General features: G+C 64.9%; 21 protein-coding genes and 1 tRNA gene. 12 read left to right on the top strand and 10 right to left on the bottom strand.

Features of this window, described 5'->3' with window-relative positions; translation table 11 throughout:
* Positions 1 to 138: 138 nt before the first annotated feature.
* Both uvrA and AOT83_RS23015 read left to right on the top strand, forming a co-directional pair.
* Positions 139 to 3,093, top strand: coding sequence for an excinuclease ABC subunit UvrA (gene uvrA / locus AOT83_RS23020; protein WP_030098066.1), 2,955 nt, complete (start codon positions 139 to 141; stop codon positions 3,091 to 3,093).
* Between the two features lie 10 nt (positions 3,094 to 3,103).
* Positions 3,104 to 4,585, top strand: coding sequence for an AMP-binding protein (locus AOT83_RS23015; protein WP_057964010.1), 1,482 nt, complete (start codon positions 3,104 to 3,106; stop codon positions 4,583 to 4,585).
* Here the strand turns inward: AOT83_RS23015 and AOT83_RS23010 are convergent.
* The 4 genes from AOT83_RS23010 to AOT83_RS22995 form a co-directional block, all read right to left on the bottom strand.
* A complete protein-coding gene (locus AOT83_RS23010; RefSeq protein ID WP_057963962.1) occupies positions 4,557 to 4,802 on the bottom strand; it encodes a hypothetical protein in 246 nt (81 codons plus the stop codon). The genes AOT83_RS23015 and AOT83_RS23010 overlap by 29 nt on opposite strands.
* Before the next feature lie 33 nt (positions 4,803 to 4,835).
* Complete coding sequence (locus AOT83_RS23005) at positions 4,836 to 6,155, bottom strand: alpha/beta hydrolase-fold protein (RefSeq protein WP_044105718.1); 1,320 nt, start codon at positions 6,153 to 6,155, stop codon at positions 4,836 to 4,838.
* 134 nt (positions 6,156 to 6,289) lie between these two features.
* Entirely contained in the window at positions 6,290 to 9,562 is a 3,273-nt protein-coding gene (lysX, locus tag AOT83_RS23000; protein WP_057964009.1) for a bifunctional lysylphosphatidylglycerol synthetase/lysine--tRNA ligase LysX, read from the bottom strand.
* A 118-nt stretch (positions 9,563 to 9,680) separates the two neighbouring features.
* Positions 9,681 to 10,040 carry a DUF1844 domain-containing protein gene (locus AOT83_RS22995; protein WP_057963961.1) on the bottom strand — a complete coding sequence of 120 codons (360 nt, stop codon included), beginning with the start codon at positions 10,038 to 10,040 and terminating at the stop codon, positions 9,681 to 9,683.
* 285 nt (positions 10,041 to 10,325) lie between these two features.
* Here AOT83_RS22995 and infC point away from each other — a divergent pair, with 285 nt between their 5' ends.
* The 6 genes from infC (at position 10,326) to AOT83_RS22965 (ending at position 13,600) form a co-directional block, all read left to right on the top strand.
* Positions 10,326 to 10,940, top strand: coding sequence for a translation initiation factor IF-3 (gene infC, locus AOT83_RS22990; protein ID WP_075908808.1), 615 nt, complete (start codon positions 10,326 to 10,328; stop codon positions 10,938 to 10,940).
* A gap of 51 nt (positions 10,941 to 10,991) precedes the next feature.
* Positions 10,992 to 11,186 (top strand): 50S ribosomal protein L35, encoded by a 195-nt coding sequence (gene rpmI / locus AOT83_RS22985; RefSeq protein WP_030098059.1) that lies wholly within the window; start codon positions 10,992 to 10,994, stop codon positions 11,184 to 11,186.
* 72 nt (positions 11,187 to 11,258) lie between these two features.
* Positions 11,259 to 11,648 carry a 50S ribosomal protein L20 gene (gene rplT, locus AOT83_RS22980; RefSeq protein WP_005058700.1) on the top strand — a complete coding sequence of 130 codons (390 nt, stop codon included), beginning with the start codon at positions 11,259 to 11,261 and terminating at the stop codon, positions 11,646 to 11,648.
* A 32-nt stretch (positions 11,649 to 11,680) separates the two neighbouring features.
* Positions 11,681 to 12,433: an RNA methyltransferase gene (locus AOT83_RS22975; protein ID WP_057963960.1), complete on the top strand. Its 753-nt coding sequence runs from the start codon at positions 11,681 to 11,683 to the stop codon at positions 12,431 to 12,433.
* A gap of 66 nt (positions 12,434 to 12,499) precedes the next feature.
* Positions 12,500 to 13,456, top strand: coding sequence for an oxidoreductase (locus tag AOT83_RS22970; protein ID WP_030098057.1), 957 nt, complete (start codon positions 12,500 to 12,502; stop codon positions 13,454 to 13,456).
* 70 nt (positions 13,457 to 13,526) lie between these two features.
* Positions 13,527 to 13,600, top strand: a tRNA-Cys gene (locus tag AOT83_RS22965).
* 73 nt (positions 13,601 to 13,673) lie between these two features.
* Here AOT83_RS22965 and AOT83_RS22960 read toward each other — a convergent pair.
* From AOT83_RS22960 to AOT83_RS22950, 3 genes are all read right to left on the bottom strand, one after another.
* Positions 13,674 to 14,225 (bottom strand): hypothetical protein, encoded by a 552-nt coding sequence (locus AOT83_RS22960; protein ID WP_057963959.1) that lies wholly within the window; start codon positions 14,223 to 14,225, stop codon positions 13,674 to 13,676.
* 10 nt (positions 14,226 to 14,235) lie between these two features.
* Positions 14,236 to 14,838 (bottom strand): MspA family porin, encoded by a 603-nt coding sequence (locus tag AOT83_RS22955; protein WP_044105784.1) that lies wholly within the window; start codon positions 14,836 to 14,838, stop codon positions 14,236 to 14,238.
* 482 nt (positions 14,839 to 15,320) lie between these two features.
* Positions 15,321 to 16,436, bottom strand: coding sequence for an oxygenase MpaB family protein (locus AOT83_RS22950; protein ID WP_078286079.1), 1,116 nt, complete (start codon positions 16,434 to 16,436; stop codon positions 15,321 to 15,323).
* 240 nt (positions 16,437 to 16,676) lie between these two features.
* On the opposite strand from AOT83_RS22950, the gene AOT83_RS22945 reads away from it, so the two are divergent.
* Both AOT83_RS22945 and AOT83_RS22940 read left to right on the top strand, forming a co-directional pair.
* Positions 16,677 to 17,675 carry an adenylate/guanylate cyclase domain-containing protein gene (locus AOT83_RS22945; protein WP_057963957.1) on the top strand — a complete coding sequence of 333 codons (999 nt, stop codon included), beginning with the start codon at positions 16,677 to 16,679 and terminating at the stop codon, positions 17,673 to 17,675.
* Between the two features lie 18 nt (positions 17,676 to 17,693).
* Positions 17,694 to 18,464 carry a rhomboid-like protein gene (locus tag AOT83_RS22940; protein WP_057963956.1) on the top strand — a complete coding sequence of 257 codons (771 nt, stop codon included), beginning with the start codon at positions 17,694 to 17,696 and terminating at the stop codon, positions 18,462 to 18,464.
* Here the strand turns inward: AOT83_RS22940 and AOT83_RS22935 are convergent.
* Genes AOT83_RS22935 through AOT83_RS22925 form a run of 3 tightly spaced genes read right to left on the bottom strand, consistent with a single transcriptional unit; the run spans position 18,421 to position 20,877 of the window.
* A complete protein-coding gene (locus AOT83_RS22935) occupies positions 18,421 to 18,924 on the bottom strand; it encodes a methylated-DNA--[protein]-cysteine S-methyltransferase (protein ID WP_030098051.1) in 504 nt (167 codons plus the stop codon). The genes AOT83_RS22940 and AOT83_RS22935 overlap by 44 nt on opposite strands.
* Positions 18,921 to 20,402, bottom strand: a complete 1,482-nt coding sequence (locus tag AOT83_RS22930; protein WP_057963955.1) for an Ada metal-binding domain-containing protein — start codon at positions 20,400 to 20,402, stop codon at positions 18,921 to 18,923. The genes AOT83_RS22935 and AOT83_RS22930 overlap by 4 nt, the downstream gene beginning before the upstream one ends.
* Positions 20,403 to 20,451: 49 nt before the next feature.
* Positions 20,452 to 20,877 carry a DUF6653 family protein gene (locus AOT83_RS22925; RefSeq protein ID WP_232783321.1) on the bottom strand — a complete coding sequence of 142 codons (426 nt, stop codon included), beginning with the start codon at positions 20,875 to 20,877 and terminating at the stop codon, positions 20,452 to 20,454.
* 83 nt (positions 20,878 to 20,960) lie between these two features.
* Between AOT83_RS22925 and pheS the strand changes: the two genes are divergently transcribed.
* Both pheS and pheT read left to right on the top strand, forming a co-directional pair.
* On the top strand, positions 20,961 to 22,016 hold the full coding sequence (gene pheS / locus AOT83_RS22920) for a phenylalanine--tRNA ligase subunit alpha (RefSeq protein WP_109394941.1): 1,056 nt from the start codon (positions 20,961 to 20,963) through the stop codon (positions 22,014 to 22,016).
* The gene (gene pheT, locus AOT83_RS22915; RefSeq protein WP_057963953.1) at positions 22,016 to 24,490 is read left to right on the top strand and encodes a phenylalanine--tRNA ligase subunit beta; all 2,475 of its coding nucleotides are present in this window, start codon (positions 22,016 to 22,018) and stop codon (positions 24,488 to 24,490) included. Before pheS ends, pheT begins: the two co-directional genes overlap by 1 nt.
* The last annotated feature ends 13 nt before the right edge of the window (positions 24,491 to 24,503 follow it).

Genomic DNA, 24,503 nt, shown 5'->3' with positions numbered 1-24,503 from the left:
GGCCCCAGCGGCGGGGAGGTTGTCGGTGCCTCGTCCTAGCATGGAGTCGACGACTCAGTCGGCTCCGGTTCCAGATGGGGATACGGCCGCTGAGCTATGCGAAAACACCTGCTCATGGGGCAGTGTGGAAGGAGACAGGTGGCCGACCGTCTGATCGTGCGGGGCGCGCGTGAGCACAACCTGCGCGGTATCGACCTTGACCTACCCCGAGACAGCCTCATCGTCTTCACGGGCCTCTCCGGATCCGGGAAGTCGAGTCTGGCCTTTGACACCATCTTTGCCGAGGGGCAGCGCAGGTACGTCGAATCGCTGTCCGCGTACGCCCGCCAATTCCTGGGGCAGATGGACAAGCCCGATGTTGATTTCATCGAGGGGTTGTCGCCTGCGGTATCGATCGACCAGAAATCCACCAACCGCAACCCCCGGTCCACGGTGGGCACCATCACCGAGGTCTACGACTACCTGCGTCTGTTGTATGCGCGGGCTGGGACCCCACACTGCCCGGTGTGCGGGGAGAAGATCGCCAAGCAAACCCCGCAGCAGATCGTGGATCAGGTGCTGGATATGGAGGAGGGCCTGCGGTTCCAGGTGCTCGCTCCCGTGGTCCGCACGCGCAAGGGCGAGTTCGTCGACCTCTTCGAGCAGCTGAACTCGCAGGGTTACAGCCGCATTCGGGTTGACGGCGTGGTGCATTCGCTCACCGACCCGCCCAAGCTCAAGAAGCAGGAGAAGCACGACATCGAGGTGGTCATCGACCGTCTCGCCGTCAAGGCCAGCTCCAAGCAGCGACTGACGGACTCGGTGGAGACTGCGCTGCGCCTCGCCGACGGCATCGTCGTGCTCGAGTTCGTCGACGCCGAGGAAGATTCGCCGCACCGTGAACGCAGGTTCTCCGAGAAGCTCGCGTGCCCAAACGGTCACCCGCTGGCAGTGGATGATCTTGAACCGCGGTCGTTTTCGTTCAACTCGCCCTACGGCGCCTGCCCCGAGTGCACCGGTCTGGGAATCAAGAAGGAGGTCGACCCCGATCTGGTGGTCCCCGACCCGGATATGACACTTGCCGAGGGCGCCATCGCACCCTGGTCTATGGGCCAGAACGCCGACTACTTCGTCCGGCTCATGGCGGGGTTGGGCGATGCCCTCGGGTTCGATGTGGACACCCCCTGGAAGAAGCTTCCCGCCGCCGCGAAGAAGGCGATCCTGGACGGCTCGTCCGAACAGGTGCATGTCCGGTACAAGAACCGGTACGGCCGCACCCGGTCGTACTACGCCGAGTTCGAAGGCGTACTGGCCTTTCTGCAACGCCGCATGGAGCAGACCGAGTCCGAATGGGCCAAGGAGCGCTACGAAGGCTTCATGCGGGACATCCCGTGTCCTGTGTGCGACGGAACCCGGCTCAAGCCGGAGATCCTCTCCGTGACCCTGACCGCGGGGGAGCACGGCACCAAATCGATCGCGCAGGTCTGTGATCTGTCGATCGCCGAGTGCGCTCAGTTCCTCAACACACTGACCCTCGGGCACCGTGAGCAAGCAATCGCGGGACAGGTACTCAAGGAAGTCCAGTTCCGGCTCGGGTTCCTCCTGGACGTGGGCTTGCAGTATCTGTCGTTGTCACGGGCGGCGGGCACGCTCTCCGGTGGTGAGGCTCAGCGCATCCGGCTGGCCACTCAGATCGGCTCCGGTCTGGTGGGTGTGCTCTATGTGCTGGACGAGCCGTCTATCGGTCTGCATCAGCGCGATAATCGCCGACTCATCGAGACACTTACGCGGCTAAGGGATCTCGGTAATACGCTGATCGTCGTCGAGCACGACGAGGACACCATCAAACACGCAGACTGGGTTGTCGACATCGGGCCTGCGGCGGGGGAGCACGGCGGCCAGGTGGTGCACAGCGGCACCTACGCCGAGCTGCTGAAAAACAAGCACTCCGTCACGGGCTCGTATCTTTCTGGGGCTGCGAGCATTCCGCTGCCACCCATGCGCCGGTCGATCGATGCCAAGCGTCAGGTCACCGTGGTCGGTGCGCGCGAGCACAACCTCAAGGACATCGACGTCTCCTTCCCGCTCGGGGTATTGACCTCGGTCACCGGAGTATCGGGCTCGGGAAAGTCGACACTGGTCAACGACATCCTCGCCACGGTGCTGGCCAACAAGCTCAACGGTGCACGACAGGTTCCCGGCCGGCATACCCGCGTGACCGGCCTGGATCAGGTGGACAAGCTCGTGCGGGTGGATCAGTCGCCTATCGGGCGCACACCGCGCTCCAATCCGGCCACCTACACCGGGGTGTTCGACAAGATCCGCACGTTGTTCGCGGCCACCACCGAGGCCAAGGTGCGCGGTTATCAACCCGGCCGTTTCTCGTTCAACGTCAAGGGCGGGCGCTGTGAGGCATGCACGGGCGACGGCACCATCAAGATCGAGATGAACTTCCTTCCGGACGTATACGTGCCGTGCGAGGTGTGTCATGGCGCGCGCTACAACCGTGAGACTCTCGAGGTCCACTACAAGGGCAAGACCATCGCGCAGGTGCTGGACATGCCCATCGAGGAGGCCGCCGAGTTCTTCGAGCCCATCACCTCCATCCACCGGTATCTGAACACGCTGGTGGAGGTCGGTCTGGGCTACGTGCGGCTGGGGCAGCCGGCTCCGACACTGTCCGGAGGTGAGGCGCAGCGCGTCAAGCTGGCTGCCGAGCTGCAGAAGCGCTCAACGGGCAAGACCGTCTATATCCTCGACGAGCCCACCACAGGGCTGCATTTCGAGGACATCCGCAAGCTGCTCACTGTGATCAACGGCTTGGTCGACAAGGGCAACACCGTGATCGTGATCGAGCACAACCTCGATGTCATCAAGACGTCGGACTGGATCATCGACATGGGCCCCGAAGGCGGATCGGGCGGCGGTTCCGTGGTGGCGCAGGGCGCTCCCGAAGTGGTGGCGCAGACCGCGGGCAGCCACACCGGTGAGTTCCTCGCGGACATGTTGCCCAAGCCCCAACGCAACGGCAAGACCCCCGCGAAGGCTCCGGCGAAGAGTGCCGGAAAGCCGCCCGCCAAACCGCGGACCAGGAAGGTTGTCACGCCGGTCTAGGGTGGCATTCATGACTGACGAGGTAGTTGGTGAACCGTTCGTTCGTATCCTCGCCAACCTCGCGGAATCGGCACCCGATGCGCCGGCGATCACCTGCGGTACCGAGGTGGTCACCAGGGCCGAACTGGAGCGGCGTGCCATCGCCTTGGCGCACGCCTATCAGCGGCTGGGTGTGCAGCAGGGTGACCTCGTCACCATAGGGTTGCCGAACTCGGTGGAGTTCTTCGCGGCTCAAATCGCAGTGTGGAAGCTCGGCGCCACCCCACAACCGGTGTCCTGGCGGCTGCCGCTGGCCGAACGTCGGGCAATCGTCGAGCTGGCCGACTCGGCGCTCGTGGTCGGAGTCGATCCGGCCGATCATCCGGATCGAGTCTGTGTCCCAGCAGGATTCGAGCCCACGGCCGAAGACCGCGCCGCAGGCCCCTTACCTGAGGTGGTGTCGCCGGCCTGGAAGGCGCCCACGTCGGGAGGCAGCACCGGCCGGCCCAAGATCATCCTGGCCCCCAGCCCCGCGGCCATCACCGGCCCCGCCGCGGGAGAGATCATGGGCATGCAGTCGGGAGATGCTCAGCTCGTCGCCGGACCGCTGTATCACAATGCGCCGCTGATGTTTTCATCGTACGGGCTGCTACTCGGGCATCATCTGATCGTGCAGCCGAAATTCGACGCCCTACAGGCTCTCGAACTGATCGACAAGCACAAGGTCACCTGGTTGCAGGTGGTTCCCACCATGATGTCGCGAATATTGCGTGAGGTCCGCCAGCATCCCGGCCAATTCGACCTATCCAGCATCCGGGTGCTGTGGCACATGGCCGCCCCGTGTCCGGTGTGGCTGAAACAAGCGTGGATCGACCTGCTGGGTCCCGAGGTGATTTGGGAACTGTACGCGGGCACCGAGGCCATCGGCGGCACCATCATCACCGGCCCGGAGTGGTTGGCCCATCGTGGCTCCGTCGGCAAGCCCGCGCTGGGTGAGCTGGCGATTCTCGATGAGGAAGGAAACCCGGTGCCCTCGGGCGAGGTGGGGGAGATCTTCATGCGCCCGTGGGAAGGCATGCCCAAGCCCTACAAGTACCTTGGCGCCGAGATCAAGCGGTTCGGAACATGGGAATCCATCGGCGATCTCGGCTGGCTCGATGACGACGGCTACCTCTACATGAGCGACCGGCGTACCGACCTGATCGTGACGGGTGGGGCCAATGTCTTCCCCGCCGAAGTCGAGTCCGTCATGAACGGTTACCCCGGAGTGATCGACAGTGTCGTCGTTGGCCTGCCCGATGACGACCTCGGACAGACTGTGCACGCGGTCGTGCATGCCGAGCAGAATGTGACCGAAGATCAGCTGCGCGACTATCTGTTCGACCAGATCGTCCTCTACAAGGTCCCGCGCACCATCGAGTTCGTCGCCGAGCCGCTGCGTGAGGATTCAGGCAAGGTCCGGCGCAGCCTCGTCCGCGAGCAGGCTATTGCTCGTCGGGCCGCGACGGGCTAGCTTCCTCGCGCATCGACCTGCGGATCTCCTCGATCCGATCGGCGGCGGCCCGGCTTCTGGCCTCGAACTGCTCCTCCAGTGCACGGCCCTCTTCGCTTTCGGCATCCAGCTCGGCGGACCCGGCGGCGGTGCCGGATCGGGTTTCGATCTTCTCGCGCACCGACTCGAACGTCGGCACACCGTTGTCGGTGTATCCCGGATCAGGCGTATCGGACATAGCGCCCGACGCTACTCCGCCCGTACACAGCGGTTAGCGCGGCAATGGCACATCGGGCACCATGGGCGTGCCGATGCGGCCCGCCATCCAGGGCAGCGCCGACGTGAACGCCGTCTGCGCGAACGGCCACTTGTGTTCACCGGGCTTGTGCTGCACCGTGCACGAGATTCCCTGTGCCGCACCGAGCTCGCATAGCCGATGCGCGGCACGGTCCTGATCGCTGAGTGGCACCGTCGCTGCTGCTCCCGGCACCGCGCCCGTGCTGGTGATCGCCCCGGATCCGGCGCGGTGCATCCCATTGACGTCGAACCATCCGGAGGTGTTCGTGTACGGCCCATTGCGCGACATGACCGTCGCCGGGTCGAACTGCTCCCATGCCGCGGCGTCACCGCCGAAAAGGCGAGCAATGGTCTGCGCCTTGTTCCCGGTGTTCGGCGACATATCGCCGGCGATGTCCTCGAAGGCGCTGAACAGTTCGGGGTGTTTGACCGCAAGCGTCACCGCGCAGGTGCCACCCATCGACCAGCCGACCACACCCCAGTTCTGTGGCCGTGGGCTCACGCCAAAGCGTGACACCATAAACGGGACAACGTCCTTCGTGAGATGGTCGGCGGAGTTACCGCGCGGGCCGTTCACGCATTCGGTGTCGTTGTTGAACGAGCCACCCGCGTCCACGAACACCATGACGGGAGCGTTTCCGCCGTGCTGGCTGGCGAAGGCGTCCGCCACCTCGACGGCGTTGCCGCTGCGGATCCAGTCGCTCGGGGTGTTGAACTCGCCGCCGATCATCATGATCGTCGGCAACTGGGTGCGGGTCGAATCAAACCATGCCGGAGGTAGGTAGACGATCTCCTGGCGATGGCGAAATCCACTGGCGTCGGCCGGGATATCCACCGGCACGAGCTTGCCCTTGGTCATCGTCGGCCCGCGGCGCTCTGCGCGGGCAGCGGTCACCGTGGCCATATCGGCCTGGTTGGGTAGCGGGCCCGCGGTCAGCTGCGCCCACCCGGACTGGACGCTGCGCACATATCCGGTCCATTGATTCAGCATCAGTGACCCGGAGAGGACCGCCAGCGGTACCGCGGTGACCGCGACCGCGCGACGCCACCAGCGTGCCGTGCGCCAGCCCACCACCAGGACCGTGGCGGCCACACCGGTGAGCGCGATCCATACCCACAGCATCAGCGGAGCCGGATTGCCCCTGTCTGCCCAGCCCTCGGACTGGATGTACCAGTAGGCCCACGCGGCGAGGGAGCCACCGACGGCCACGGCAACGGGCAACCAGCGCCGAAACCATCCACCGGTGCGCAGCCCTATCGCGATGACGAGCGCAAAACCGGCAATGACCTGCATGGAGACAGGGAAGCTCCCATGTAACAACGAGATGTCATGACCGGACACGCACCCATGATGGCCTAGATACCTGTGAATTGTCTGTCAGGTTTTAGACGAATCCGGGTACGGAATCCGAACAGATTCACCGTGCGTTACCGGGGTTTGGCCAGCGGGAACGGCAGCGTCTCGCGGATGCTGCGCCCCGTGATGAGCATGACCACGCGGTCGACTCCCATGCCCATACCGCCGGTGGGCGCCATGGCGTATTCCATCGCGCGCAGGAAGTCCTCGTCGAGTTCCATGGCCTCGGCGTCGCCGCCCGCCGCCAGAAGTGACTGCTCGTACAGGCGGCGACGCTGCTCCACAGGGTCGGTCAACTCGGTATAGGCGGTGCCGAGCTCGACACCCCAGGCCACCAGATCCCACCGCTCGGCCAGCCCGACGGTGGTCCGGTGTGGCCGGGTCAGGGGCGACACCGAGACCGGGAAGTCACTGTAGAAGGTGGGTGTGGTGGTGTGCTTCTCGACGAGCTGCTCGTAGAGCTCCAGCGCCAGATGCCCGGCGTCCCATCGCGGATTGAACTGCACCTCCGCCGATCGGCAGAATCGTTGCAGCGTAGGAACTTCCGTTGTCGCATCGATCTGTTCGCCGAGGGCTCGAGACACGGCCTCGTGCAGCGGGATGATGGGCCATTCGCCACTGATGTCCACGGGGGCCAACTTCCCGTCGGCGCCGTCCTCGCGGGGCCGCATCACCACTTCACTGCCGTGCGCTGCCTTGGCGGCGTTTTGGATCAGCCGTTGGGTCGTCTTGGCCCAGGTCAGATAATCGGCGTGCGCCTGATACGCCTCCAGCAGCGTGAATTCGGGGTTGTGGCTGAAGTCCACGCCCTCATTGCGGAAGGCCCGGCCGAGTTCGAAGACCCGCTCCACGCCACCGACGCAGAGTCGCTTGAGATAAAGCTCGGGTGCGATACGCAGATAGAGGTCCAAGTTGTACGCGTTGATATGTGTCAGGAAGGGACGCGCGTTGGCTCCGCCGTGCACCTGTTGCAAGATCGGCGTCTCGACCTCTAAAAATCCTTGTGATAGCAAGGTGTTACGCAGCGAGGTGATGATGGCGCTGCGCGCCGCGATCTGGTCGCGGGCCTCTGGATTGATCGCCAGATCAAGGTATCGAGCGCGCACCCGGGCCTCAGGGTCAGTGAGACCCTTGCGCTTATCGGGCAGTGGATGCAGGCATTTACCGATGATTCGCCACGATCGCACCAGCACGGACCGGGTGCCGTTGTGCGACTGACCCATGACACCGCTGGCCTCGACCAGGTCGCCGAGGTCGATGGCGGCGGTGAACTCTTCATGCAGCAGGGGATCGTCGATGAGCAGCTGCACCTCTGCCGACCAGTCGCGCAGCTGCGCGAAAAGCACACCGCCATAGTCACGGATGCGCAGCAGGCGACCGCTGATGACGACCTCGGTACCGTCGGTGGCGGCCAGGGCCTCCGCGACGGTGTGGCTGGGTGGTGAGCCGGCCGGGTATGCGTCGATTCCCCGCTCCTGCAGGGCCGCAAGCTTGCCGAGCCGCACCTTGACTTGCTCCGGCACTCTCTGCAGTGCCGTGGACTGCGGTGGCAGATCGGGGGCGGTGCCGTCGTGGTGCAGCAGTCCGGTGGCCACGATGGACTGTGGCACCGCACTGTATTGACCGGTGTGCCGTGGCTTGTCCCGATTGCCGAACGGCAAGACCAGGAATCCCTCGGCGATCACCGAGGCGATGCCGATCCGGGGGATGAGCCGGGCATCCTCGTAGCAGGCGAACCGTGGCACCCATTCCGGCTGATACTTCACGTTCGAGCGGTACAACTGCTCGAACTGCCAGAACCGTGAGGCGAACATCAACACCGAGCGCCACAGCCGGAGCACCGGGCCCGCCCCGATACGGGAGCCGTCCGCGTAGACCGAGCGGAACATCACGAAGTTGAGAGAGACCCGGGTGATTCCCATGGCCTCTGCCCGAGTGAGCAGCTCGGTAACCATGAATTCTATTGTGCCGTTGGGTGATTGACGCGACCGGCGCATCAATTCGAGGGATACCCCGTTGGCGCCCCAGGGCACCAGCGACAGCATGGCGACGGGGTTGTCGTCGGAGTCGACCGCTTCCACCAGAAGGCAGTCGCCGTCGGTGGAATCACCCAACCGCCCCAGGGCCATGGAGAATCCGCGTTCGGTGTTGCCGTCACGCCACAGGTCGGCGTTGGTGATGATCTGTTTCGCCTCGTCCGGCGACAATTCGCGATGGCGGCGGATACGCACCGACAATCCCGAGCGCCGGGCGCGGTTGACGGCCTGGCGGACCGCCGCCATGTGCGGACCCGATATCGAGAATGACCGCGGGTACAGGATCGCCTCGTCGCCGAGTTCCAGCGCGTTCAGGCCGTGCTCCCGGTAGGCGAGCGCGCCCTCGGCGCTCGCACCCATCACTGCCGGTGCCCAGCCGTATGCCTGGCACACCTGCAGCCACGCGGCAATGGCCTGGCTCCACGCCGTTTTGTCCCCGATGGGGTCCGCGCTGACCAGGCAGACGCCCACCTCTACGCGATAGGTCACGGCTGCCCGGCCATTGGGCGCGAAGATGACGGCCTTGTCGCGACGGGTCGCGAAGTACCCGAGAGAGTCGTCCTGCCCATAACGCTCGAGCAGACCGCGGATCAGCGATTCGTCGTCACCGGTCAACGCGTTGACCGCGCGCTGAGAGCGGAACAAAACGACGGCGGCGGACATCAGCGCCAGCGCTCCGAACAGGCCGAAGAGCCAGTTCAAGAAGAGATGAGGGTGGCCGTCGAAGTACTCATGACCGGCAAGCGAGAAACCGGCCACGCGGTTGAGCGCCCACCAGAAACGGTCGGAGCGGGCCAGCGAGCCCGGGAACATCTCGGTGAGGGCCCAGGCGACGAGCGTTCCCAGCGCCAAACCGCCGATGAGTACGGCGACAGCTTTGAGCGTCGCGCCGCGACGGACCTTCGCATAGAACTCGTGACGCGCCAGGATCAGCAGGATGATCGTGCCGCCGTGGAGCGCCAGTCCGAGGATCTCTACGGCGTCGCGGTGCTGGATGAGACCACCGATATTGAGGGCCGACAGCACCGTCAGGTTGATCAGCAGAATCCACCACGCGATGCTCTTGCGCACTGCCAGGGCCGCCGCCAGCAGCGACAGCACGAAGGCCCACGCGAGGCTGGTATCGGGCCAGTCGAACAGATACTCGTCGATAAAGGCACGAGGAACCTGTGTCAGGTGCCGGATGATCGGCGAGATGCTCGACAGGAAGATCATCGCCGCGAAAACCCCGACCAGCCATCCGAAGAAGGTCGGTACCCAGTGCAGTTTCGAGGTAGATGAGGGAATTGGCTTGGGGGTCTTGCCGATTCCCGGGGCGGCTAGTGGCGGTGAAGCGCGAACCTCGGACGATGAGCGGCCTGCGCGAAGAGAATCAGACAACGTCACCTAGCGAGGATAGGCCGTGTAGCTGGCAGTTTACTGATGCTCAGCGCAAGTACTTCTCGCCAGGACCCTGACCGGGTTCGTCCGGAATGGCGCTGGCTTCCCGGAAAGCCTTCTGCAGACTCTGCAATCCGTCGCGGATCGGCGCAGCGTGCGGACCCAAGTACTCCACGGAAGCGGCGACCAGACCGGCCAGGGCCGTGATGAGCCGGCGCGCCTCGTCCAGATCGCGATGCGGGCTTTCGTCCGGATCGGGAGAGGACAGACCCAGCTTCTCGGCGCTGGAGCTCATCAGCATCACAATGGCCTTGGTGATCACCTCGATCGCCGGAATGTCGGCAAGCTCGCGGACATCCGAGGTCGTGGACTGGTCGTGATCATCGTGGTCAAGGTCATCGGTCACGGCTGCTAGACTGTCATGTGCGACCGTTCCCGGCTCCGTCGGGGACATCAAGTGGAGTCCCGCTCCCACCGCTGGCCAACAAGGTACAGCGGTCCGGTCCAGCCACCCCTGGGTGGTTGTTCTGCTTATGCAGGACGGCGTGTGTCGTCGTGACCGGTCGGCTTCGGGCCCTGCCATGTGCAGGGCTTTTCTGTTCGTAACGAGCAGAGTGCTGATGGACCCGCTTTTGTCCCCGTCGAACCGCGTTGCGGTCATGACAGATAGAGGACGAGCCAGGGAGGCCACATCAGCACTGAGACCCGCATCAACGAACGCATCCGCGTACCCGAAGTCCGCTTGATCGGCCCGAAAGGCGAACAGGTCGGCATCGTGCGGATCGAAGATGCGTTGCGCGTCGCCGCAGACGCCGATCTCGACCTTGTCGAGGTAGCCCCAGATGCCAGGCCTCCGGTCTGCAAGATCATGGACTACGGCAAGTTCAAGTACGAGACGGCTCTGAAGGAGCGCGAGTCTCGCAAGAACCAGCAGCAGACCGTCGTCAAAGAACAAAAGCTTCGGCCGAAGATCGATGATCACGACTACGAAACCAAGAAGGGCCACGTTGTGCGCTTCTTGGAAGCCGGATCAAAGGTCAAGGTGACGATCATGTTCCGCGGACGCGAGCAGTCACGGCCCGAACTGGGCTACCGACTGTTGCAGCGGCTCGGCGCAGACGTCGCCGAGTACGGCTTCGTGGAGACCTCCGCGAAGCAGGACGGCCGCAACATGACGATGGTGCTGGCGCCGCACCGGGGTGCGAAGACCCGGGCCAAGGCAGCTCAGCAGGCAGAGGCTCCTGCAGGGCCGGCCCCAGCCCAGGCGGCCCCGCCGGCCGAGCAAGCGCCCACCGAACAGCCGTAATACCTAAGTACCGACACACAGCAGAACCACTGAAGAAATAGGAACACCAAGATGCCCAAGGCCAAGACCCACAGCGGTGCGTCGAAGCGCTTCCGCACCACCGGAAGCGGAAAGATCGTGCGCCAGAAGGCGAACCGTCGCCACCTGCTGGAGCACAAGCCCACCACCCGCACCCGCCGTCTCGACGGCCGCGCCGTGGTAGCGGAGAACGACACCAAGCGCGTCAAGAAGATGCTGACCGGCTAGCGGCCGCGTTCACGATCACCCCCGTACACAGCACCACACTGCATCACTAGAAATCACTAATAAGGAATACTTATGGCACGCGTGAAAAGGGCCGTCAACGCCCAGAAGAAGCGCCGGACAATCCTGAAGGCCTCCAAGGGCTACCGCGGTCAGCGGTCGCGCCTGTACCGGAAGGCCAAGGAGCAGCAGCTGCACTCGCTGACCTACGCATACCGGGACCGTCGCGCTCGCAAGGGTGAGTTCCGCAAGCTGTGGATCGCGCGTATCAACGCTGCGGCTCGCGCCAACGACATCACCTACAACCGCTTCATCCAGGGTCTGAAGATCGCGGGCGTCGAGGTTGACCGTAAGAACCTCGCCGAGCTGGCCGTCAGCGATGCTGCCGCGTTCACCGCGCTGGTTGAGGTCGCCAAGGCCGCGCTGCCCGAGGATGTCAACGCTCCGGCCGGGGAAGCCGCCTGAGCGACTCGGCTCTGACTGAGCGGTCACAGACAGTGATCGACGCGGTCAAACTGCACCGGCCCGCCGCCCGTCGGCGGGCCGGTCTTTTTCTGGCAGAAGGTCCCAACCTGGTCGAGGCCGCGCTGCGGTCCGGCGCGGTAGAACGCGTCTTCGCGACCGAGGCCGCGACCGAGCGATTCGCCGGCCTGTTGGTTGACGCTCCGGTCCGTCTGGTGACCGAACGGGCCGCCAAAGCACTGTCCGACACCGTGACTCCCGTTGGGCTGGTGGCCGAATGTCGTTCGATCGCGGCACAGTGGTCTCAGGTCGCGGCCGATTCGCCACGATTTGTCGTTGTCGCCGTTGATGTTTCGGAGCCAGGCAATGCGGGCACTCTGATCAGGGTCGCCGATGCGATGGGCGCCGATGCCGTCGTGCTGGCAGACAACAGTGTTGACCCCTTCAACGGCAAGAGCCTGCGGGCTTCGGCGGGCAGCGTTTTCAACGTCCCGGTCGTCCCTGCCGGAGACGCCGCGGTGGTCGCCGAGAACTTCACCGCGCGCGGTGGGGCAGTGCTGGCCACCACCCTTGATGGCGAGCTGTCGCTCGATGACGCCGATCCGGTGCTTGCCGGGCCCTGTGCCTGGATCTTCGGCAACGAGGCGCACGGACTCGACAGCGCGACGGCAGCCCTGGCCACACATCGGATCAACATCCCGATGCGTGGGGGAGCCGAGAGCCTCAATCTGGCCAGCGCCGCGTCGATTTGCCTCTACGCCACGGCGCGGATGCATCGCGGTCAATAGCCTCCAGTACTATCCGACAAAGCCGTAACGACGAGTACTAGTAACTTCCATGGATCGAGGAACCTAATGCCCGCACCCCTGCAGATCAGGCACTTTCGTGAGTCGGATGTTCCCGACCAGACCGGTAAGACACATGTCATCACCGGTGCGAACAATGGCCTGGGTCTAGTCGCCGCCGAGGCGCTGGCCCGCGCCGGCGCCCGCGTCGTGCTGGCCTGCCGCAACCAGGAGACCGGACGGGCGGCGCTGGATAAGGTGCGCGCGCTCGGACCGAAGGCCGACCACGCGCTCGTGGAGCTCGACCTCACCAGCCTGGCCTCCGTGCGCTCTGCCGCGGACGCGATCCGCACCCAGGCGCCCAAGATCGACGTGTTGCTCAACAATGCGGGACTGATGGCAATCCCACTGCGGCGCACCGCCGAAGGGTTCGAGACGCAGATCGGCGTCAACCATCTCGGCCACTTCGTGCTGACCGATGCGCTCTTGCCCGCCTTGCTCGCGGCCGACGCACCACGAGTCATCTCGCTGGGCAGCATCGCGCATGCGCAGGGACGCAACAACCTGGACGTCGACGACCTGAACTTCACTCGGCGCCCGTACAACCGGCTGACCGCCTACCGGGCTTCGAAACTGGCATGCATGCTCTTCGGCTCGGAGCTGGCCCGCAAGGCGGCAGCAGCCGGATCCCCACTGTTGTCGGTCAACGTGCACCCGGGCGTGGCCGCCACCAACCTGTTCGATTCCATGATCCCGAATCTGCCCGGCCTGCAGAAGGCCTTCTACTTCGGCATGGGTCTTGTGCTCCAGGACGAGCGTCAGGGCGCCGAGGGCGAGCTGTACGCGGCGACGATGCCCGATGTGCAGCCCGACGATTACCTCGGGCCCACGCAGCTGCAAGGTATGCGCGGTCCGGTGAAACGTGCTCCGCGCAACAAAGAGGCCCGGGATCCGCAGCTGGCCGCCCGGTTGTGGGAGAAGTCGGTAGAACTCACCGGCGCTGACTACTCCGGCCTCGCCGGCTAGCCCGCGCTGGGATCAGCCTGAGTCCAACACTCGTGTCGCGCACCGTGGTTCGGCATCATCGGTGCTCGACGCGGGTGTGGCTGAGAGGCTAGGCACCGGCCTGCAAAGCCGTTCACACGGGTTCGAGTCCCGTCACTCGCTCCATGTCGTCGCACGACGCCGAAAATGGGCCCCCTGTTCGACAGGGGGCCCATTTTCGGTATTGCGGCAGGACTGATCAGCCGGCGGGTTCTTCCGCGGGCTTCGGGGGTTGACCATCGGGGGACTCCAGAACCGGAGGCGTCGGAGCTCCCGGCATCACGGTCGGGGCGGCCGCCTCGACCGCGGCCGCACTCTGCGGCGGTGCCCCGTGTGGATCCTCCAGTGCGGGGTTCTCGTTACCGGCGCCGAACTGCACACCGGTGGTGCTGGCCGGGGCGGCCGGTGTCGTGCCCCCCTGGATGCCGTACCGCGTGCTGGACGAGGTCAAGACGTTGGCCGGGTGGGCGGAGTTGCCCAGCTTGCTGCCGGGCAGACCGGCCGCACCTGCCGCGGGATCGGCATTGGCGGCGATCTTCACACCGCGCGCGTCGACCGTGGCCGGCGCGACCGCTGGGAAGTTGTTGTAGATGTACGTATAACTTCCCGGGGTTGCGGGCAATGGCGCGGGTACGCCGGGCACGAAGGGGATACCCGGCGGGTCGGCGGCGGCCGTAGGGGCGGCGAGCCCACCCAGGGCCAGGGCCCCCGCCACTCCGGCCACCGTGACAACGATCTTTCGTTTCGGCACGAGAACCTCCCTAGATCTTCATCGGGTCGCCGTAGATGGCGAACTCAGTATGCGCCGAAGCGGTCGAGATCCGCAGATAGACATAGGAGCGAATGGTGACATCGCCGCCGCACGCGTCGGCCTTGATGTGGAGGTTGTCGACGTCGAGCATGGCCTTGCCGCTATCACTCAAGGCCATATTGGCCAGGGGTAGATCGGTGATGACACCGGGCTGCAAGATGGTCTGCACAAACCCGGCGAGGCCGCCGGAACCGCCGACGGACGGCCCGCCGCTGTAGCCCACAGACCCCGCGAGGCCGCCGGTGCCACCGATCTGCAGACCGCTGGAAACGTCTGTCTGGCAACCTAACTGGTATCCGGCGATGAACAAGCTATCGGTGATGGGCGCCGATCCGCCGGTGGCGATCGCGGTCGCATCGAAGGTCACGAACGCTTCCCGCGAGTTGGAGGCCTCGGCCAGGTTGGGTACGGAGTTGATGGTCTCGTGGTCGATCCGGATCATCAAGGTCCACCCGTCGCGGCTCACCTTGGTATAGGTCTGTGGCGCCATGGTGACGGGATCGGCGTGGGCCGGAGCCGTTGCCAAGGTACAGATCGCGGTGACCAACGCCATGACGGCGCCCACTCGCTTACGTGCTGCCATCTGAATGCCTCGTTTCCCCTTGCGGATGTAAATGGTGGTGAACCTGTACCTGAGTTTGGGAGCTACTGCGGCGCCGTCGATTACCGGTCGGAGTGATGAATCCGTTATCTGAGCTGACGGAAAGATACGCCTGCGCAAACCCTGCCGCTGATCAAAATTCACAGGTGGCTCACAGGAATCGCCTTGTGGGACAAGGAGGCTCACTGACGGCTTCTGCTCGCCGTGAGTTGATGGAGTTTTGCTGGATGCTGGCAACCTACAAAAGACACGTTGTCCGAATAGGTTGGTGTGCTGGGCTAATCACCTGGTGAACACCATGTGTCGGTACGTCCACGGCAGGGTAAACCCGTTGTCCGGACGACCCTGTTTCGTCTATCAGACGACAGGAATCGCAGCCCGAAAAATGTGGCCTACGCCATAGTGCCGCCCTGTAAAAGCTGCGTAAACAGCTGTTACGCGACCTCGCGGCGGCCCCGGAGCGCCCACGGCGGCGACGCCAATGAGAAGGCGGAGTGCAGTAGCTTGCCAGCACGGGAGGTCAGGGACCTCGCCTCGGTCGATGGCGGTACGTAATGCGTGGGCAGCCCGCGCCTATCCCTGGGCGGAGCGGTGATCTTGGGCGCCTCGACCAATGGCGCGTCCGCGGGCAGGCGGCCCTGAGCGCGCTTGTACGCCGACACGGCGCGTGGATGCAGGCGGATGTCGTCGGGCAATGGACTGAATGCCAACTGCACTGCTTTTCCGAACACTCGCAGGAGTACCTCATCGCCAGGAGTCCAGCGCATTCCGGCCTTCTCGCGCACCGAGGAACTGAACACCCCGGCGGCCACCCAGTTCTGAAATGCGCGGGCCGGTGCCCACATCTGCTGCCAGAGAAAGTCCGGTAGCAGTACGTACTTCGGTTTGGGGATCTGAATGTGGAAGATGTCCATCGTCGCGCGATTGATCTCCAGTTCTTCGTCGCAGACCCGCGCCCAGTACCGCTGGAACTCCTCCCAGGAGTTGGGCACGGGCCGCATGCTCATGCCGTACATCCGGTACCACTGGACATGCTCGGCAAACAGCTGCCGTTTCTCGGCCTCGGTGAGGCCTCCGCAGAAGTATTCGGCGGTATTGATGATGAGCATGAAGAAGGTGGCGTGGGCCCAGTAGAAGGTTTCGGGATTCAGTGCGTGGTAGCGACGCCCCTTGCTGTCGACGCCCTTGATGGTGTCGTGGTAGCCCCGAATCTGGCGCCCGGTGTCCGCGGCGCGATCACCGTCGTAGACCACGCCCATGATGGGAAAGACCGAGCGCGTCACGCGCTGCAGGGGCTCACGCAACAGGATCGAGTGATCCTGGACTCCGGCGCCCAATTCCGGATACATGTTCTGGATTGATCCGATCCACACGCCAAGGAGTCCGGTCCGCAGATCCGCAAAGTACTTCCATGTCAGCGAATCTGGGCCCAACGGTTGCGGTGGGCCGTCCAGATCGACTTCATGCCGTGGTTCGGCCGCGGGCCTCACGCGCGACGGGCCTTTGCGAGTGGATCGCCGAGCGCGGCGATCAGCAGTGGCAGATGTCATCGTCGACCCTCCTATGTGGCGCCTATCACGCACGATATGGCTGACAACCGGCGTTGTCCACGAGCATCTCGGCGGTGTTGAGAACCGTTTGCCAACCGTGTCCGAAGCTCCATGCAGCCGCTACCAGCGCCGACCGATATCGACCAGGCGGTTGAGGAGAAGGACCCGAACCGGCGCGAAGGCGGCGACACTGGCAACGACGAGATTGCCGCCGCACACCCCAGCACATAGGCTGATGCCGTGGATGTCGAGCCGTCAGGCCTCGATGCCGAACCGGACCGTGAGCACAACTCGGGAATCCGTAAGCGCAGGCGAGGCCGCACCAGTGGGTCTGCGCGGCATGATCTCGCCGCGGAGTCGCCCGATACGGCCGCGCCAGCGCAGAGTTCCGATCCCGCCGAGGCTGCCTCTCGCCATATCGCCCGAGCCGGGAGCTGGTTCCGCAAGATGGATCGGGATCCCACGGTTGTGGCGGCGGTGCGCCGTGCCCGGCGTTCGCTGCCCGGTGACCCGTATTTCGGCGACCCCCTGTCCACCAGCGGTTTTGGTGGGGCGAGTGCGGTGGCGCGCGCGGCTGACCGATTGGTGACCGACAGAGACACCGCATTCCGTGAGTTCGGGTTCGGCGCACTGCAGATCTGGCAGGCTTTCACCGAGAAGGTCAGCAAGCAGCCGGCGAATCGCGAGGTCACCCTGGTCTTCACCGATCTCGTCGGATTCTCCGCCTGGGCACTGGAGGCCGGTGACGAGGCAACGCTGAAACTGCTGCGTCGCGTGGCATCGGTCGCCGAACCTCCCATGCTCAATGCCGGGGGGCAGGTGGTCAAGCGCATGGGCGACGGCATCATGGCCGTTTTCGATGATCCGATCACGGCTCTACAAGCCGTCATTCCTGCCCGCGACGCATTGAAAAACGTTGAAATACAGGGGTACACGCCGCATATGCGGATTGGGATCCACACCGGAACGCCTCAGCGCATCGGATCGGACTGGCTCGGAGTCGATGTGAACATCGCCGCCCGCGTCATGGAGAGCGCCGCGAAGGGTGGTCTGGCGATCTCGCAACCGGCGCTGGCCAAGGTGCCGCTGGTGCTTCTTGATCACCTGGGACTCACGCCCACGCCCGTGCGGCGTCCGCTGTTCTCCAGCAGACCGGCCGGTGTGCCCGAGAACATGAAGATGTACCTACTCGAAACTCGCAGGGAACTGCCAGCCGCTGGGGACGACGGTCGCATCTAGACGGTGCGATCATGGATCATGCGGAGAGTCTGGGCCGCGCTTGTCCGGCTGCGGGTCACCATCGGTTACACGGTTGCGCTGGTAGCAGTCGCCACCGTGCTGGTGGTCGAGGGGCCGCGGATGCAAGACCGGGTGATCGCTCATGCGAGCACCAATCTGCACAATCTGCACCAGGGACGCCTGGGCACCCTCATCGGCAGTGCCTTTGTGACCGACGCCGGACCAATCTACTTGTGGCTTCCCGGCCTGATCTGCATCCTTGCCCTAGCTGAACTGCAGTGGCACAGTGGGCGTTTGGCGCTGACCTTCGTGCTCGGTCATATCGGGGCGACCCTCATCGTGGGAGTCGGAACCGCACTGGCCATCTGGATGCGCTGGGCCCCGATAACCATCGCGCGGGCCAGCGATGTGGGGATGAGCTACGGGACAGCCGCTGTTGTCGGCGCACTCACCGCATCGATTCCGCCGCGCTGGCGTGGCTCGTGGATGTCCGGCTGGATCGCCGTCGGCGCCGTATCCATCGCGTGCAATCAGACGTTCACCGAGGTGGGGCATCTCACGGCATTTCTCCTCGGGATGCTCGCGGCGCACACGCTGTCCCTGCACGCGCCGCATTGGTCCGTACTCCGATTGGTGCTCTTAGGATTTGGTGGACTATTCGCCCTGATGATGTTCTCCGAGGACGCCCAGACTCTGGCGGCGGCGGTGCCCGCGGCGATAGCCGCAGTGCTCATCAGTCAATGGGTCAGGTCCCGGCGGGAGCCTCGTGATCAAGTAGCCATCGCTTGATCGGAAGCCCATAGCGGAAGCCTCCCAGTGAGCCGCCGATGCGGTATACCCGATGGCACGGCACGAACAGTGCCGCCGCATTCCGGGCGCAGGCACTGGCGGCCGCACGGACCGCCGCGGGCCGTCCGGCGCGCACGGCGAACTCGCTGTAGGTGATAGGCGCTAAGGGATCGACCTGTCGCAGCACATCCCAGGCGTGCATGAGGAAGTCCCCGGAACGCTGGGTGACGGGGATCGAGTCGATGGCGGTCAGATCGCCCGCGTGGTAGTCGGTGACAGCCTTGGACACCTTGCCGAGATCGCGTTTGCGGTTCAGTTCCCGCGGGCGCAACGCCGGATGTATCAACGCGTGCAGTAGCTCGGGGGAGTCCGTCCATCCCGATGCCAGGACCGTCCCCGATCCGTCGACGATGGCGGTGAACGGCCCCACCGGGGTGGTGAGAGTCGAGTAGTCGCTCACGAGATTCCTTTCTGTGCGCGAATGCGCGGATGGGGTAGCGCAGTGATTCCCTTGCGCCACAGGTGCATAGATACATAAGACCGCCACGGCGAGCAGTCGCGGGCAGCTGCGAGGTCTATACCCTCTGCCGCCGCGCCGCGGCGCAGCACCAGATCGTGCTCGAGGAGAACGTCTGGATCGGCGAGTTGACGCATCACCACGTAGTCAGCGGTCCAAGGTCCGATTCCCTTGATCTCCAATAGTTGCCGGCGCATGTCGGCGGCGTTCATGCCGTGATGCAACTCCAGCTTGCCGGTCGCGAGCCTGTCGGCGGCCCCGACGATCGCGGCGATCCGGGCCGCAGGTCCCGCCATCACCTCCGTACCGGCGGCGGCGACCGCCTCGGGGGTGGGAAACAGACGTGTCACCCGCCCGGTCGTGTCGGCCACCTCCTCGCCGAGTTCGGCAACGAGGTGTGCCGTAGCGGTATTGGCCGCGGACACCGAGATCTGCTGTCCGATCATGGTGCGCAACAGCAGCTCTGACCCGTCGACTGTCCCCGGCACCCGGATGCCGGGAGCCTCGGCGACAAGTGGGGCCAGAGCTGGGTGAGACAGCAGTGCGTCATCCACCGCCGCGGGGTCGGCATCCAGGTCAAGAAGGTGGCGCAGGCGGGCCACCGCGGGCGCGAGGTCACGCATGTCGGAGAGTTGTAGGTCCGCGCGCACCTGATCGACGTCTACCGTCAGGGTCGCAACGACGGGACCGTGGGGCATCCTCAGTGCTCGGGTGTACCGTCCCTCGGCAAAATCCTCGACCCCGCGCGCGCAATGATGCTCCAACAGCCAGATCGACCAAGCGACGTTGTGGGGCTGCCGCAGAGGAAGTTTCAGGCTGACGCCGCCGGGCATCGGTGCCGATGTGAGACTCGCTGCGCGGGGGAGCTCGGCGCGTAGTTTCGACGGTGTCGTCGCGAACACCGCCGCGATCGTGTCGTTGAACTGCCGAATACTGGAAAACCCGGCCGCAAAGGCAATGTCGGACATGGCCAGTTCGGTCCGCTGAATGAGCAGGCGTGCGGTGGTGGCGCGATTGGCGCGCGCCAGGGCCAGCGGGCTTGCGCCGAGCTCGGCGAGTAGAACCCTGTTGAGCTGACGGCTCGAGTATCCGAGGGCGCGGGCCAAACCATCCACGCCATCGCGCTCGACCACGCCGTCGCCAATAAGGCGCATCGCTCGAACAGCTAAGTCGGACTTGATGTTCCACAATGGTGACCCGGGTGCCGCGTCCGGCAGGCACCGTCGGCAGGCTCGATAGCCCTCGGCCTGCGCGGAGGCGGCGGTGGGATGGAACGAGACATTCTGACGCTTCGGGGTGATGGCCGGGCAGGACGGCCGGCAGTAGATGCCGGTGGTGCGCACGGCCGTATAGAACTGGCCGTCGAATCGTGTGTCACGGGACTGCACGGCCCGGTAACAGGCCTCCGCGTCAAGTTCCATGCTTCGAGCATGCCCGCGGTCCCACCGCAGCGCTAGCGGAAATCGGACATTACCGTCCGGACTGATTTGCCTCCCAGATGTGGGCGTAGCGCCGCCAGGCAAGCAGCGTGATCGCCATCGACAGTGCGGTACCTGCCGCCGCCCCGATCCCTGAACGCCGCCAGGCGGCTATCAATGCCGAGATCAGCGCGGTGCCGCCGACAATGCCCAACACGGTGAGGGCAGTATCCGACGTAGGTCTGGTCATCCAGATCTCTTCACCGCGTATGGCGCGAGTGGCAAAGGAGTTGTTGTCCCAGGGCGGCGGGGTCACCACCGGGTTGATGGCGAGCCACGCAGCGATGGGGACCGCCCAACGCCATCGCCGGGTCCATACCGGAACGAGCAACAGCGGTGTCGTTGCCCAACGGGACCACGCACTGACCGGATGGCAATGTCTTTCGAAGATCCAGCGGCGCACTGCTTCGCCATTCACCCGCTCAACATTAGGCGGTGCGGTGGTGCCTGCCGGGCATGACCGCACGGTGGTTAACCCGCCTTACCCTATGATCGGCATCCGTGGCCGATCACTCGCAGGACCCTTCAGTGGAACCATCAGAGAGAGCTCTGACGAGCGCCGTTGATGCTGCTCGCGCGGCTTTTGACGGCGCCGGTGACCTGGATGCCCTCGCGCAGGCAAAGGTTGACCATCTAGGGGAGAAGTCGCCGCTGGCGCTCGCGCGGCAGGCGCTGGGCGCGCTGCCGAAGGAGCAACGGGCTGAGGCCGGAAAGCTTGTCAACGCCGTACGCACCCAGGCACAACAGGCGTACGACATCCGGTTGGAGGAACTGCGCGCCGAACGTGATGCCGCCGTACTGGTCGCGGAGCGTGTCGATGTGACCCTGCCGCCGACGCGCCAGACGATTGGAGCGCGCCACCCGATCACCATCCTGTCCGAACACATTGCGGACACCTTCGTAGCGATGGGGTGGGAGGTGGCGGACGGCCCGGAGGTGGAGACCGAACACTTCAACTTCGATGCCCTCAACTTCTTGCCCGACCACCCGGCTCGCAGCACGCAGGACACCTTCTACATCGCCCCCGAGGAGTCGCGACAGGTGTTGCGCACACACACCTCACCGGTTCAGGTCCGTACCCTGTTGGCGCGCGAGCTGCCCGTCTATGTGATCTCGCTGGGGCGCGCCTTCCGCACCGATGAAATCGATGCGACGCACCTGCCCGCCTTCCATCAGGTAGAGGGGCTCGCCGTGGATCGCGGACTGACCCTGGCCAACCTCAAGGGCACGCTCGACGCCTTCGCGCGGGCCATGTTCGGGGCACAGGCACACACCCGGATGCGGCCGCACTTCTTCCCGTTCACCGAACCCTCCGCCGAGGTGGACGTCTGGTTCGAGAACAAGAAGGGCGGGGCCGGCTGGGTTGAATGGGGAGGCTGCGGCATGGTGAATCCGAATGTGCTGCGGGCCAGTGGTATTGATCCGGAAAAATACAGCGGCTTCGCGTTTGGTATGGGGCTGGAACGAACCTTGCAGTTCCGCAACGGGTTGCCCGACATGCGCGACATGATCGAAGGCGACGTACGCTTCAGCCTCCCGTTCGGGGTGAGTGCCTGATGCGCATTCCCTACAGCTGGCTCATCGAGGTCCTGCGGGTCGGTGCCCCGGAGTTCGCCGCTACCCCGGCGAGTATCGAGGAAACGCTGATCCGCATCGGTCATGAGGTGGAAGAGGTGATGGTGCCCGGTCCGGTTACCGGACCGCTGGTGATCGGGCGCGTCGCCCAGATCACCGAACTCACCGACTTCAAAAAGCCGATCCGGTTTTGCCTGGTGGACGTAGGTGAAGCCGAACCTCGTGAGATTGTCTGTGGTGCATCGAATTTCGCCGTCAACGACCTCGTGGTGGTGGCACTCCCGGGCGTCACGCTACCCGGCGACTTCACCATCGCGACACGAAAGACCTACGGACACACCTCCGACGGGATGATCTGCTCGACGACCGAGCTGGGTCTCGGCTCGGACTCGTCGGGCATTCTGGTGCTACCGCCGGGAACCGCCGATCCCGGTGCCGACGCCGCCGAGGTGGTCGGGCTGGACGATGTCATCTTCGATCTGTCGATCACTCCGGATCGCGGATACTGCCTGTCCGTTCGCGGGCTGGCCCGCGATCTGGCTTGTGCGTACGACCTGGATTTCGCCGATCCAGCTGCGGTAGAGCCGCTCCCCGCCGACAAGCCCTCGCTGCCGGTACATATCGACACCGGTACCGGGGTCAAACGCTTCGGGTTGCGCCCGGTGATCGGCATCGATCCGGCGGCGGTGTCGCCGTGGTGGCTGCAGCGACGGCTGATGCTCTGTGGAATCCGGGCCATATCGCCTGCGGTGGACGCCACCAACTACGTGATGCTCGAGATCGGGCATCCCATGCACGCGCATGACAAGGCGCGGATCAGCGGGGATTTCCGGGTGCGATTCGCGACACCCGGCGAGACGGTTATCACCCTCGACGATGTGCAACGCAAGCTTGAACCCGGCGACGTTCTGATCGCCGACGATGCCGGTGTGACCGCCATCGGCGGTGTCATGGGCGCCGGAAGCACCGAGATGCGCGAAGACTCCACTGACGTGCTCCTCGAAGCCGCGGTATGGGATCCGGCCGCGGTACTGCGTACCCAGCGTCGGCTACACCTGCACAGCGAGGCGGGACGTCGCTACGAGCGTTCCGTGGATCCCGCGATATCCGTTGCCGCGCTGGATCGTTGTGCGTCTCTACTGCGTGACATAGCAGGCGGCAGCACGCCCGCCGAACTCACCGATTGGTCGGCCAACGACCAGGCTCGATCAGAGATTGTTATGGCCACCGACCTGCCCGCGCGCATTGCCGGGATCGGCTACGCCGACGGGGTGGTGGAACACCGCCTCCGGCAGATCGGTGCCGAGGTGGCGGTGGAGGGCGACACCCTGCGGGTCATACCGCCGAGCTGGCGTCCGGACATCACCGAGGGTGCGGACCTGGTGGAGGAGGTGCTGCGACTCGAAGGGCTGGAAGATATCCCGTCGATTCTGCCCGCGGCACCACAAGGCGGTGGCCTCACCGCGGCGCAACGCCGTCGCCGTGCGGTGGGGAAGTCCTTGGCGCTCAGCGGATACACCGAGATCCTGCCGATGCCCTTCCTGCCTGCCGGTGTGTTCGACGCGTGGGGCCTGGATCAGGACGATCCGCGCCGACGTACCACAAAGGTTCTCAACCCGCTGGAATCCGACCGCCCCGAACTGGCCAGCACGCTCTTGCCTGGGGTGCTTGAGGCGTTGTCGCGCAATATTTCTCGCGGAACCGTCGACGTCGCGTTGTTCACTATCGGTCAGGTTGTCCGGCCAACCGAGACGACCCGGGCGATCCCGCTGCTCGACGTGACGGATCGCCCCTCCGAGGCCGAGCTCAGTGCATTGTTTGAGTCTCTGCCCGCGCAGCCCGTCCATGTGGCACTTGTGCTGACGGGGGCGCGCGAGCCGAATGGGCCGTGGGGGCGCGGGCGCGCCGCCGATGTCACCGACGTGCTGGAAGCTGCCCGGATAATCGGGCGGGCCGCCTACGTGGACCTGTCGCTGCGGGCCGGCAGTGAATTGCCGTGGCATCCGGGGCGGTGCGCGGAGATTGTGGCCGATGGCCAGGTTGTCGGGCATGCCGGCGAACTGCACCCGGCGGTCATCGAACGGCTCGGGCTGCCCAAACGCACATGTGCCCTGGAGCTGAGTCTCGATGCGCTTCCCGTCACCAATCCGCTTCCCGCGCCACGGATCTCGCCGTTCCCGGCAGTTTTTCAGGACGTTTCGCTGGTGGTCGCCGAAACGGTGCCCGCCGATGTGGTCACCGAGGCGCTGCGCGCCGGGGCGGGTGAGTTGATCGAAGAGGTGCGCCTGGTGGAGGTTTACACCGGGCCGCAGGTGGGCGAAGGCAAAAAATCGTTGAACTTCCGGCTGCGTTTCCGGGCAACCGACCGCACCCTGACAGAAGACGAGGCCACCGCCGCACGGATAACGGCGGTGGCCTCTGCGGCCGAGCGCGTTGGGGCAACCCAACGCACCTAGCAGGTCTTACTGT

Source organism: Mycobacteroides sp. H001 (assembly GCF_001440005.1).
Classification (GTDB): Bacteria; Actinomycetota; Actinomycetes; order Mycobacteriales; family Mycobacteriaceae; genus Mycobacterium; species Mycobacterium gwanakae.
The sequence above is the reverse complement of the archived record's forward strand: the minus strand, read 5'-3'. Positions and strand labels throughout refer to the sequence as shown.